Here is an 11,896-nt window from a genome sequence, read left to right as displayed (position 1 = left end):
CACACGCCGCGATCAGGGCCCCACCGTCGGCGTGTCGCCCGAATCTCCGAATCCGGCGACACGGGCGCGCGTAGAATTCGGGTATGCAGCCTGGGGCGGCGCCATCGTGGGTGATCCGTGAGAATGCGAGTCGCCCGGTTCTGCTCGCGCTCTATCTGCGCGAGGTGCTCGCGATCTCCTCGCCCGTCGAGCTGCCGCGCCTGCGCGACGTCGGCCCCGTGGGCGAGCGGCTCGCGATCGACGAGCACGACCTGCTCGAGCGGCAGTGGCGCGCCTGGTGGGCGATGACGGTCGAGCCCGAGGCGCACCCGTCGCCCGTGCCGCTCGAACTCGTCGAGGCGTTCGACACCGAGGTCGCGCTGCCGGTCTCCGGCGCCGAGATCCTCGCGCGCTCGATCGTGCCGCACGCCGAGGCCGCGCGCGCGTGGGCCGAATGGGCGCACGACGCCTACCACAGCGCCTCGGTCGCCCGCCGCGGCGACTCGTACCGGGCCTACGCGGGTTCCATCGCCGAGCACGAGCGCGAGGTCGGCCGGCGGGCGCACTCGTTCGAGCTCAACGTCGAGGTGCTGCCGCTGTCGGGCAGCGGGGTCTGGTGGATCGGCGCGATGACGGTGGCCGTCACCGACTCGCTGCGGTCCGACGCATCGGCGTTCGACGACGCGATCCACCCGATCATCGCCGAGCTCGCGTAGGGTTTCGAGACGCTCGCTGCGCTCGCTCCTCAACCCGCTCGAACTCCGCCCCGATCTCGCGGTTTCGAGACGCTCGCTGCGCTCGCTCCTCAACCCGCTCGAACTCCGTCCCGATCTCGGTTTCGAGACGCTCGCTGCGCTCGCTCCTCAGGCGGCCATGCGTGACAGACTCGAGCGCATGAGCATCTGGTTCGGCGAGCCCTCCCTCGAGTGGGCGAACTCCCGCAGCGGCGGCACCGCGATCAACGCGCTCGGCATCGAGATGACCGAGCTCACCGACGACTCGATCAAGGGCCGCATGCCCGTCGACGGTCGCACGCGCCAGCCCGGCGGGGTGCTGCACGGCGGGGCATCCGTCGCCCTCGCCGAGACGCTCGCGAGCTGGGGCGCGAGCATGACGGTCGACGCCGCGCAGTTCTACTGCGTCGGCATGGAGATCAACGCGAACCACCTTCGCCCGGTCGCCGAGGGCTGGGTCTACGGCGAGGCGCGCCCGATCACGCGCGGCCGCACGACGCAGGTCTGGGACATCCGCATCACCCAGGAGGACGGCAAGCTCGTCTGCATCTCGCGCTGCACGATGGCCGTGCTGCCGAAGCCGTCGGAGTACTGAACCGCCCGCCTCGAGCGGCGATCCGGGCAGGATGCCGCGCCCGAGCGGCCGCCGCGATCAGTCGCCCGGCCCGCGCCCGGCGCGCGCAACTTCGACCGAGGCGATGACGGCGGCGACGGCGCGTTCGAAGCGATGCTCGGGCGGGGCCCCGTACCCGACGACCATCGTCGGCGGGCGTGAGGCGGCGGTCGCGGCATCCGCGGCGTACGAGGCGAGCCCGCCGTAGCGCAGGCCGATCGCGACGGCCGCCCGCTCGACGTCGTCCTCGGCGACGCCCCTCGGCAGCTCGAGCAGGCAGTGCAGGCCGGCCTCGAGCCCCGACACGCGCGCCTCCGGCAGGCCGTCGGCGATGAGCCGTTCGAGCCGCTCGCGCCGGGCGCGGTACCGCAGCCGGGCGCCGCGCACGGCGCGGTCGTAGTCGCCGGCGACGACGAACGCGGCGAGCGCGAGCTGCGAGAGCGCATCGGTCGCCGCACCGCCGCGCCGCCGCTCGTCGAGCACGGCATCGCGCAGCACTGGCGGCACGACCCCCCAGCCGATGCCGAGCGCGGGCGCGAGGGCCTTGCTCGCGGTTCCGCCGTAGACGGTCTGCTCGGGCAGCACCGCCTGGAATGCGCCGATCGCGCGCCCGTCGAAGCGGAACTCGCCGTCGTAGTCGTCTTCGATCACGATCGCACCCGACGCGCCGGCCCACGCAGCGAGTGCCGAGCGCCGCGGCCCCGAGAGCGGTACGCCGGTCGGGAACTGGTGGGCGGGCGTGACGAGCACGGCGTCGACGCCGGCGGCTTCGAGCCGGTCGACGACGAGCCCGTCGGCGTCGACCGCGATCGGCACCGGCTCGAGCCCTGCCGCCGCGAGCACGTCGCGATGCGAGGCATGGCCGTACGCCTCGACGGCGATGCGCCGACCGCCGCGGGCGGCGATCGCCCGGGCCACGAGCGAGAGCAGTTCGCCGAAGCCGTGGGTGATGACGAGGTCGTCGGCACCCGTGACGACGCCGCGCGTGCGCGCGAGGTACTCGGCGAGCGCGGTGCGCAGCTCGGCTGCTCCCTCGGGGGCGCCGTACGCGAAGGCCGCGGCGGGCGCCTCGGCGAGCGACCGGGCGACGGCGCGCGCCCAGGCCGACCGCGCGAAGCCCGCCGCGTCGGGCAACCCGCCGCGCAGGTCGAGGTCGAAGCGCGTCGAGCGGTCGATGCGTGCGCCGGGGGCGGGCCCGGCCACGTCGCGCACCCAGGTCCCCGAGCCGACCCGCGCCTCGAGGCGGCCCTCGCCGACGAGCCGGGCGTACACCTCGGCGACGCTGTTGCGGGCGATGCCGAGATCGGCGGCGAGGCTGCGACTCGGCGGCAGCCGGGTGCCGGGCGCGAGCCGGCCCTCGACGACGGCGGCGCGAAGCGACTCCTCGAGCGAGGCGGCCTTGCGACGCGGGTCGAGCGCGACGTGGAGATCCAATCCCGAATTGGCCCAATCGACTGCCATGGCATTGGACGTTACCAGCGCCGATGCCGCTCCGTAGCGTGAAGACATGACCTCGACGACCATCGAAACCGCCGCTCCCGCCCTTCCCGTCGCACCGACCCGGCGCCTCGACCTCGACGGCGTCGCCCCCGCGTTCGTGCGGGCGGTGAGCGCGCTCGACGACGCCGCGGAGGCGGAGGCCGACCGCGCCGGCATCGAGAAGGGCCTGCGCGAGCTCGTGCGGCTGCGCGCCTCGCAGCTCAACGGCTGCTCGTACTGCGTCGACCTGCACTCGCGCGACGCGGTCGAGGCGGGCGAGCCCGTGCAGCGCGTTTTCGCCGTCGCAGTCTGGCACGAGTCCAACTTCTTCGCCGCGCGCGAGCGCGCGGCGTTCGCCCTCGTCGACGCGGTTACGCGCCTGTCGGAGACCCACGTGCCCGACGACGTGTGGCTCGAGGCGTCGGCCGAGGTCACCGACGACGAGCTCGCGGCCCTGCTCGCCCTCATCGTCTCGGTGAACGCGTGGAACGAGCTCGCCGTCTCGACGCGCGGATGGCGACCGAAGCTGCGCATCTGAGCAGCCGCCCGCACGCGGCGGGCTCACCCGCGCAGTGTGGGAGAATCGACGAGGCCGGTTCCGGTCGTTCACCACACCCCCACGAGGAGCCATCGCTCGCATGTGCGGCATCGTCGGCATCGTCTCCACCGAGCCCGTCAACCAGCAGATCTACGACAGCCTGCTGCTCCTGCAGCACCGCGGCCAGGATTCGACCGGCATCGCGACCGCCGACGGCCCCGTCTTCCACATGGCGAAGGCCCGCGGGCAGGTGCGCGAGGCGTTCCGCACCCGCGACATGCGGTCGCTCATCGGCAACATGGGCCTCGGCCACGTGCGCTACACGACGAAGGGCGCCGCCGAGCGCGAAGAAGAGGCGCAGCCGTTCTACGTGAACGCGCCGTACGGCATCATCCTCGTGCACAACGGCAACCTCACGAACACGCGCGAGCTCTCGAGCGACCTGTTCTCGATCGACCGCCGCCACGTGAACTCGACGAGCGACACCGAGATGCTGCTCAACGTGCTCGCGACCGAGCTGCAGGGCCAGATCAAGGGCCTCGAACTCGACCCCGACCAGATCTTCGAGGCCGTCGCGCAGGTGCACGAGCGCGTCGAGGGCTCGTACGCGGTCATCTCGATGATCGCGGGCTACGGCCTGCTCGCGTTCCGCGACCCGTTCGGCATCCGCCCGCTCATCCTCGGCAAGCGGGTGACCGAGGCCGGCAAGGACGAGTGGATCGTCGCGAGCGAGTCGCTCGTGCTCGAGAACGGCGACTACGAGATCGTGCGCGACGTCGAGCCGGGAGAGGCGATCTTCATCACCCTCGACGGCGAGATGATCTCGCGCCAGTGCGCGAAGAACCCCGTGCTCGTGCCGTGCTCGTTCGAGTACGTGTACCTCGCCCGCCCCGACTCGGTCATGAACGGCATCTCGGTCTACGAGTCGCGCCTGCGCATGGGCGACCGCCTCGCCGACACCGTCGCGACGCACATGCCCCTCGGCGACGTCGACGTCGTCATGCCCATCCCCGACTCGTCACGTCCCTCGGCGATGCAGGTCGCGCAGAAGCTCGGCATCGAGTACCGCGAGGGCTTCTACAAGAACCGGTACGTCGGCCGCACGTTCATCATGCCCGGCCAGTCCGAGCGCAAGCGCTCGGTGCGCCAGAAGCTCAACGCGATGGGCACCGAGTTCCGCGGCAAGAACATCCTCATCGTCGACGACTCGATCGTGCGCGGCACGACGTCGCAGCAGATCGTGCAGATGGCCCGCGACGCGGGTGCCAACAAGGTGACGTTCGCCTCGGCCGCCCCGCCCGTGCGCTACCCGCACGTGTACGGCATCAACATGCCGAGCCGCCAGGAGCTCATCGCGCACGGCCGCAAGATCCCCGAGATCGCGGCCGAGCTCGGCGCCGACCACATGATCTACCAGGAGGTCGCCGACCTCCAGGCGGCGATCACCGAGGGCACGTCGATCGACCGGCTCGACCTCTCGTGCTTCACGGGCGAGTACGTCACCGGCACGGTCAGCGAGGAGTACCTCGGCTGGGTCGAGCGCACGCAGCTCAGCTGACCATCGCGATCCGTCGCATTCGAGACGGGCGGATGCCTCGTCTCGAGCTCCTCTGACACTGATGCCTATTCGGCATCAGTGTCAGAGTCACCCGTGTTGGATACCGGCGACGAGGCAGGCCACCGGGGTTGCGTACCCCGGTGTTCGATACGGCGGGTCAGCCGTCGATGCGGTGGGTCTCGTCGTGCTCGGCGACGGCGCGCTTCGTGCGGCGCGACAGCGAGCGGTCGACGACGAGCGCGACGAGTGCGCCGAGGGCGACGCCGAAGGCCACACCGCCGAGCAGCAGGAAGCCGAACACCTGGCCCTGGTCGTAGGTGAAGTCCTCCTGCACGCGCTCGGCGATCTGCGCCTCGGTCGGCGCGAAGGCGAACGAGAGGACGAACGCGATGAGCGCACCGACGATCGCGCCGGCGATCATGAACGTGCCGTAGCGCGGCGAGCGCCGCACGACGACCTCGTCGCGGGTCGCCTGGGTCTCGTACTGCGGCTCGGGCTGCTGGGTGTCGCTCACCCTTCCATTCTCCCCCACCGCGGCTGGGCGGTCGCCGGGATCAGGCGATCGGCAGCAGCCCCTCGAGATCGGCGCGCTGGCCCGACGCGTGCACCTTGCCCGAATCGCGCGCCGCGGCCCAGGAGACGGTACCGAGCGCGAGCGCGAGCCAGGTCGAGGCATCCGTCTCGATGACGTTCGGAGGCGTGCCGCGCGTGTGCTTGGGCCCCTCGACGCACTGCACGGCCGCGAACGGCGGCACGCGCACCTCGAGGGTGCCGCCCGGGGCGCGCTCGGCGAGCAGCTGCAGCGAGTAGCGCACCGCGAGCGCGACGGTCGAGCGGTCGAGCGAGGCCGCGGCCTCGCCGCCGTCGGCCGTCACCGCGCGCACCGTGCTCAGCGCCGCCCGCCCGATGTCGTCGCCGATCCTCGCTCGTGCCATACGGCCGATTCTGCCACCGACCGCCGCGACGATCAGGCGTCGCCCGTGCGTCCGCCCCTCGGCGAGACGCCCATGAGCGTGAGCACGAGCACCATGACCGCCCCGGCGAAGATCGCGATGTCGGCGACGTTGCCGATGAACCAGTCGCCGTAGCCGATGAAGTCGACGACGTGGCCCCGGCCGAACCCGGGTGCGCGGAACAGCCGGTCGCCGAGGTGCGTCAGGGCGCCGCCGAGCAGCAGCCCGAGCGCGATCGCCCAGCCGACCGATCGCACCCGCCAGGCGAACCACGCGAGCGCGACCGCCCCGACGCCGGCGACGATCGCGAAGATCCACGTGTACTCGGTGCCGATCGAGAATGCGGCGCCCGGATTGTACACGAGCACGAACCGGATCAGGTCGCCGATGACGGGGATGGTGGTGCCGTCGCCGAGCTCGGCCTCGGCCCACCACTTGCTGGCCTGGTCGGCGACCACCACGACGACCGCGACGACGAGCACCCACCAGAACAGTCGGCGGCCGGATGCCCCGGGCTCGCGCGCCACGTCGGGGCCTGCGTCGGCCGGGTCGGGCTCGGGCGGCCTCATCGCTGAACTCACCCGCACATTCTCGCAGCACGTCACGCCACGTCTCGAGGCCGTGACGGAGCGGAGCCCGACGGCCCACGCGGTAACCTGAACCGGTGAAGATCCTCGTCCTCGGCTCGGGCGCGCGCGAGCACGCCATCATCCTCGCGCTGCTCGATGAGGAGGCCGGTCACGAGATCACCGCCGCCCCCGGCAACGCGGGCATCGCGGCATCGCCGACCTCGTCGGCACGCGGCAGCGTCACGACCGTCTCCCTCGACGCGACCGACCCCGCGATCGTCACCGACTACGCCGCCGACAACGGCATCGAGCTCGTCGTCGTCGGCCCCGAGGCGCCGCTCGTCGCGGGCGTGGCCGACGCGCTGCGCACCCGCGGCATCCCCGTCTTCGGGCCGGGCAGGCAGGCCGCCGCGCTCGAGGGCTCGAAGACCTTCGCGAAGCGCATCATGGAGGCCGCGAACGTGCCCACGGGCCGCGCGACGCTCGCCACGACGCTCGACGAGGTCGCCGCGACGCTCGACGAGTTCGGCGCCCCGTTCGTCGTGAAGGCCGACGGCCTCGCGGCCGGCAAGGGCGTGCTCGTCACCGACGACCGCGACGCCGCGCTCGCCCACGCCGTGCACTACCTGCAGCAGGGCCCCGTGCTCGTCGAGGAGTTCCTCGATGGCCAAGAGGTGTCGCTCTTCCTGCTCTCCGACGGCGAGCACGTGCTGCCGCTCTCGCCCGCGCAGGACTACAAGCGCCTGCGCGACGGCGACCAGGGACCGAACACGGGCGGCATGGGCGCCTACTCGCCCCTCCCCTGGCTCGCCGACGCGGTCGATGGCCGGGGCGGCCGCTTCGGCAGCGAGCAGGCGTTCGTCGACGAGGTGATCGAGACCATCGCGCTGCCGACCGTGCGCCAGCTCGCGTCGGAGGAGGCCCCGTTCATCGGCCTGCTCTACGCCGGGCTCATCCTCACGAGCCGCGGCATCCGCGTGATCGAGTTCAACGCGCGCTTCGGCGACCCCGAGACCCAGGTCGTGCTGCCCCGCCTCGAGACGCCGCTGTCGGGCCTGCTGCTCGCCGCCGCGACGGGCGGGCTCGGCGCGCTCGAGCGACCGGTGTTCCGCGACCAGGCGGCCGTCACCGTCGTGCTCGCGAGCGAGGGCTACCCCGAGTCCCCCGAGACCGGCCGGGTCATCGAGGGACTCGAGGCCGCGGCATCCGTGCCGGGGGTTCACCTCGCCCACGCCGCGACCGCGGTGGGCGCGCTCGCCGACGACGCCGAACCCGGCGCCGAGGCGCCGCTGCTCGCGACCGGCGGCCGCGTGCTCAACGTCGTCGCGCTCGGCGACGGCTTCGCCGACGCCCGCCGCCGCGCCTACGAGGCGCTCGGCCAGGTGCGGCTCGAGGGCGGCCAGTACCGCACCGACATCGCGGCCCGCGTCGCCGAGTAGCCGTCGCGCCAGCCGGGTCGCGCCGGCCGCATCGTGCCCGCGTCTGCGCCACTTCGCCAACCGTTGCGCCACGTCAGCTGGCGCGCGGGCCGCGGAAGTGGCGCAGCGAACGCGATCGGCCGACGCCGCGCTCGTAGAATCGACGTCATGAGCGAGATCGGTGAACTGCCCAGCTGGACCCACGTCTATTCGGGCAAGGTGCGCGACCTGTACGTGCCGTCGAAGCTCATGACCGACGACGACAGCTGGACGGGCGACCCGCTCGCGATCTCGCCCGTCGTGCTCGTCGTCGCGAGCGACCGGGTCAGCGCGTTCGACCACCTGCTCGAGCCCGCGATCCCCGGCAAGGGCGCGATGCTGACGGCGCTCACGCACTGGTGGTTCGACGAGCTGCCCGAGGTGCCGAACCACCTCGCGCACCCGCTCGACGACCGGCTCGAGGCGCTCGAGCTGCCAGACGTGCCGGCCGAGGTCGCCGACCGGGCGACGCTGTGCCGCACGCTCGACATGTTCCCGATCGAGTGCGTCGTGCGCGGGTACCTGACGGGCTCGGGCTACAAGGAGTACCGCGAGACGGGCGCGATCGGCGGCATCGAGCTGCCCGCCGGGCTCTCCGACGGCGACCGGCTGCCCGAGCCGATCTACACCCCGGCGTGGAAGGCCCCGCTCGGCGAGCACGACGAGAACATCTCGTACGAGCGCACGATCGAGCTCGTCGGCGAGGTCGTGGCCGCGCAGCTGCGCGAGCTCTCGCTCGAGGTCTTCACGAAGGCGCAGGCGATCGCCGAGCAGCGCGGGCTCATCCTCGCCGACACGAAGTTCGAGTTCGGCGCCGACCGCGCGACGGGCATCGTCACCCTCGCCGACGAGGTGCTCACGAGCGATTCGAGCCGGTACTGGGATGCCGCGGCCTACGCCTCCGGCAGCACGCCGGCGGAGCGCATGGCGAGCTTCGACAAGCAGATCGTGCGCAACTGGCTCGCCGCCAACTGGGACCAGCAGGGGCGGCCGCCCGTGCTGCCCGATGAGATCGTCGCGCAGACCGCCGCCCGCTATCGCGAACTGCTCGACCGGCTGCGGCTCGCTTGACGACATCGGTGGTCGAGTAGCGCCGCCGGAGGCGACGCGTCTCGAAACCATCGCTCGACGGACACGAGGAGGTGACCCCGCCCCGATGAACCTCGACGACCTGCGACGCCTGCGCCGCGCCCGCGACACGATGGACCGCGACTACGACCAGCCGCTCGACGTCGAGGCGCTCGCGCGGGTCGCGCTCATGTCGTCGGGGCACTTCTCGCGCAGCTTCCGCGAGGCGTACGGCGAGACCCCGTACAGCTACCTCATGACGCGGCGCATCGAGCGGGCGAAGGCGCTGCTGCGCCGGGGCGACCTCAGCGTCACCGAGGTGTGCTTCGCCGTCGGCTGTACCTCGCTCGGCTCGTTCAGCACGCGGTTCACCGAGCTCGTCGGCGAGAGCCCGAGCGCCTACCGCAACCGCTCGCACGACGTGGCGGCGCCGATCCCGGCGTGCATCGTGAAGATCCGCACGCGACCCGTCAGAAATGGAGAAGCGGGCCAGGCCTCACGTGGGTAGCGTCGGGGTCATGGACATCTCGCTCTCACAGTGCTTCATCGCGGTCGACGACCACGACACCGCGATCCCCTTCTACCGCGACGTGCTCGGCCTCGAGGTGCGCAACGACATCTCGTACGAGGGCATGCGTTGGGTCACCGTCGGCTCGCCCGCGCAGCCCGACGTCAACATCGTGCTCGAACCGCCGATCGCCGACCCCAACGCCACCCAGTCCGACAAGGATGCCGCGGCGCAACTGCTCGCCAAGGGCCTGCTGCGCGGGGTGAACTTCACGACGCCCGACGTCGACGCGACGTTCGAGTCGATCCGCGCGGCGGGCGCCGAGGTGCTGCAGGAGCCGATGGACCAGTTCTACGGCGTGCGCGACTGCGCCTTCCGCGACCCGTCGGGCAACATGCTGCGCTTCAGCCAGCCGGCCGCGTAATCTCGCCGCGCCCCGACGCCCCACGCCCGACGTCGCCATCTCGCCGAACGTGCGGTCGTCGCCCACTCCGCGGACGGCAACTGCACTCTCGCGTGTGATGTCGAGCCCCACTCTCGCCGAGAGTGCACTTGTCGCCCGCGGAGTGGGCGACAAGTGCACTCTCGATGAGCACCATGGCGTCCGTCGGAACTTCCGGCCGGTGCGCGGCGTGTCGGCGCCGACACGCCGCGCCGACGCCGGAAGTTCCTACACTTCGAGTTCGAGCCGCCCGATGACCTCCGCGACGCGCGCCCGCTGCGCGTCGTCGAGACCGAGGATGGGCCGCGGCAGGCACCGGTCGGGCGCGAGCCCGAGCTGCTCGGCGATCGCCGCGACCACGCGAAGGCTGCCGCCGAGCTCGGCGAAGAGCTTCCAGAGGGGGTCGAGCCGCGCCGACTCCTCGAACGCCTCGTCGGCCCGCCCGGCCTGCACCGCGCGCGTGATCCGCAGCGCCGGCTCCGGCAGCGTGCCCGCGATGACCGAGTACCAGGCGTCGCATCCGGCCGCGAGACCGGTCGCGGCGTAGGCGTCGCCCGAGATGCCGATGGTGACATGCGGCGGCACGACCGCGCGGATCGCCGCGACCCGTTCGCGCATCGCGTCGACGTCGAGCGGCATGCCTGGGATCTTGATCGACGCGACGCCCGGCAACGCTGCCAGTCGCTCGTACAGCGACGTCGTGAACGTGAAGTGCGTCGTGCCGGGGTTGTCGTAGACGATCACCGGCAGGTCAGTGCTCGCCGTGACCTCGCGGAACAGCTCGACCACGTCGTCGTCCGTGAGCGGCTGGTACGTCATCGGTGCGAGCAGCAGCCCCCGCGCGCCCGCCGCCTCCGCGTTGCGCACGTTCGCGAGCACGTCCGAGGTGCGCAGCGCCCCCACCCCGACGACGACCGGGGTCTCCCCCGCGTGCTCGACCGCGACCCGCGCGACGCGGGCCCGCTCATCGGTCGAGAGGTACGCGTACGAGCCGGTCGACCCGAGCGCCGTGATCGAGTCGACGCCCGCCGCGGCGAGCCGCTCGACGAGCCCGGCGAACGCGCGCTCGTCGACCACGTCGTCGGCGAGCGGGGTGAGCGGGAAGGCGCTGAGTCCGGTGAAGATCGATCGCGTGGTCATACTCGTTCCTCCAGCGGTGCGAGATCGGGGTCATCGGTGGGTCGGTCTCGGATGCCTCCGCGCTGGGCGCCGGCTCCCGCGAGCACGACGAGCACGATGCCCGCGACCTGCGCCCATGACGGGATCTGCGCGAGCACGATGACGCCGATCAGCACGCCGATGGCGGGCTCCAGCGCCATGAGCGTGCCGAAGGCGGTGTGGGTCATGCGTCGGAGCGCGAGCATCTCGAGGCCGAACGGGATCACCGGGGCGAGCAGTGCGATGCCCGCCGCGACGAGGAGCACGCGCCAGTCGAGCTCGCCGATCACCTGCGGTATGCCGATCACGGCGGTCACGACGGCCGCGATCGGGATCGTGATCGACAGGCCGCTGACCCCGGCGAACCGGTCGCCGACGCGCTGCGTCAGCAGGATGTACACACCCCAACCGGTGCCGGCGAGCACGGCGAAGCCGACCCCGAGGAGGTCGACCCGGCCATGCCACGGCTCGGTGAGCAGCACGACGCCGGCGAGCGCGAGCACCGGCCATGCGAGCATGCGTCGGCTGTGGCTTCTGATCGCCGCCACGGCGAGCGGACCGAGGAACTCGATCGCGACGGCGGTGCCGAGCGGGATGCGCTCGATCGCGGCGAGGAACGCGAGCATCATGACGCCGGTGGCGACGCCGAGGCCGAGGAGCGGCAGCACGTCGACCCGGCGGATCCGCCGGAGTGGCGGTCGCGCGATCGCGATGAAGAAAAGGCCGCCGAACGCGAGGCGAAGCCAGGCGGTGCCACCCGCACCGAGCTGCTCGACGAGCGGCACCGAGAGCGCCGCTCCGGCCTGGATGAGCAGCATCGACGCCACCGCCATCGTCCAC

The 11,896-nt window shown here is 72.2% G+C and carries 14 protein-coding genes; 8 read left to right on the top strand and 6 right to left on the bottom strand.

The genetic code is table 11. The features are described 5' to 3' along the window. Positions 1-83: 83 nt before the first annotated feature. Together AC3RJ6_RS08040 and AC3RJ6_RS08035 are read left to right on the top strand one after the other, a co-directional pair. On the top strand, positions 84-695 hold the full coding sequence (locus tag AC3RJ6_RS08040; RefSeq protein ID WP_491426466.1) for a zinc-binding alcohol dehydrogenase: 612 nt from the start codon (positions 84-86) through the stop codon (positions 693-695). 178 nt (positions 696-873) lie between these two features. Further along, positions 874-1,308, top strand: coding sequence for a PaaI family thioesterase (locus AC3RJ6_RS08035; protein ID WP_491426465.1), 435 nt, complete (start codon positions 874-876; stop codon positions 1,306-1,308). Between the two features lie 57 nt (positions 1,309-1,365). Here AC3RJ6_RS08035 and pdxR read toward each other — a convergent pair whose 3' ends face one another. Next, positions 1,366-2,787: a MocR-like pyridoxine biosynthesis transcription factor PdxR gene (gene pdxR, locus AC3RJ6_RS08030; RefSeq protein ID WP_491426464.1), complete on the bottom strand. Its 1,422-nt coding sequence runs from the start codon at positions 2,785-2,787 to the stop codon at positions 1,366-1,368. Positions 2,788-2,833: 46 nt separating this feature from the next. On the opposite strand from pdxR, the gene AC3RJ6_RS08025 reads away from it, so the two are divergent. Further along, positions 2,834-3,343, top strand: a complete 510-nt coding sequence (locus tag AC3RJ6_RS08025; protein WP_491426463.1) for a carboxymuconolactone decarboxylase family protein — start codon at positions 2,834-2,836, stop codon at positions 3,341-3,343. 100 nt (positions 3,344-3,443) lie between these two features. Next, a complete protein-coding gene (purF, locus tag AC3RJ6_RS08020; RefSeq protein ID WP_491426462.1) occupies positions 3,444-4,901 on the top strand; it encodes an amidophosphoribosyltransferase in 1,458 nt (485 codons plus the stop codon). Between the two features lie 157 nt (positions 4,902-5,058). Here the strand turns inward: purF and AC3RJ6_RS08015 are convergent, their stop codons facing one another. From AC3RJ6_RS08015 to AC3RJ6_RS08005, 3 genes are read right to left on the bottom strand one after another with little or no spacing between them, the layout of a single operon-like run. Next, positions 5,059-5,415 (bottom strand): potassium transporter Trk, encoded by a 357-nt coding sequence (locus AC3RJ6_RS08015; RefSeq protein ID WP_491426461.1) that lies wholly within the window; start codon positions 5,413-5,415, stop codon positions 5,059-5,061. Positions 5,416-5,455: 40 nt separating this feature from the next. After that, positions 5,456-5,836, bottom strand: a complete 381-nt coding sequence (locus AC3RJ6_RS08010) for a sterol carrier family protein (protein ID WP_491426459.1) — start codon at positions 5,834-5,836, stop codon at positions 5,456-5,458. 32 nt (positions 5,837-5,868) lie between these two features. Continuing rightward, positions 5,869-6,435 (bottom strand): signal peptidase II, encoded by a 567-nt coding sequence (locus AC3RJ6_RS08005; protein ID WP_491426458.1) that lies wholly within the window; start codon positions 6,433-6,435, stop codon positions 5,869-5,871. Between the two features lie 83 nt (positions 6,436-6,518). Between AC3RJ6_RS08005 and purD the strand changes: the two genes are divergently transcribed. From purD to AC3RJ6_RS07985, 4 genes are all read left to right on the top strand, one after another. After that, complete coding sequence (purD, locus tag AC3RJ6_RS08000) at positions 6,519-7,862, top strand: phosphoribosylamine--glycine ligase (protein WP_491426457.1); 1,344 nt, start codon at positions 6,519-6,521, stop codon at positions 7,860-7,862. A 147-nt stretch (positions 7,863-8,009) separates the two neighbouring features. Continuing rightward, complete coding sequence (locus tag AC3RJ6_RS07995) at positions 8,010-8,951, top strand: phosphoribosylaminoimidazolesuccinocarboxamide synthase (RefSeq protein ID WP_491426456.1); 942 nt, start codon at positions 8,010-8,012, stop codon at positions 8,949-8,951. 85 nt (positions 8,952-9,036) lie between these two features. After that, positions 9,037-9,456, top strand: coding sequence for a helix-turn-helix transcriptional regulator (locus tag AC3RJ6_RS07990; RefSeq protein ID WP_491426455.1), 420 nt, complete (start codon positions 9,037-9,039; stop codon positions 9,454-9,456). 10 nt (positions 9,457-9,466) lie between these two features. Beyond that, positions 9,467-9,880 (top strand): VOC family protein, encoded by a 414-nt coding sequence (locus AC3RJ6_RS07985; protein ID WP_491426454.1) that lies wholly within the window; start codon positions 9,467-9,469, stop codon positions 9,878-9,880. A 246-nt stretch (positions 9,881-10,126) separates the two neighbouring features. On the opposite strand, the gene AC3RJ6_RS07980 is transcribed toward AC3RJ6_RS07985, so the two are convergent. Together AC3RJ6_RS07980 and AC3RJ6_RS07975 are read right to left on the bottom strand one after the other, a co-directional pair. After that, a complete protein-coding gene (locus tag AC3RJ6_RS07980) occupies positions 10,127-11,038 on the bottom strand; it encodes a dihydrodipicolinate synthase family protein (RefSeq protein ID WP_491426453.1) in 912 nt (303 codons plus the stop codon). Further along, a complete protein-coding gene (locus AC3RJ6_RS07975; protein ID WP_491427146.1) occupies positions 11,035-11,889 on the bottom strand; it encodes an EamA family transporter in 855 nt (284 codons plus the stop codon). The genes AC3RJ6_RS07980 and AC3RJ6_RS07975 overlap by 4 nt, the downstream gene beginning before the upstream one ends. Between the last annotated feature and the right edge of the window lie 7 nt (positions 11,890-11,896).

This window comes from Agromyces cucurbitae, assembly GCF_058349945.1.
The sequence above is the reverse complement of the archived record's forward strand: the minus strand, read 5'-3'. Positions and strand labels throughout refer to the sequence as shown.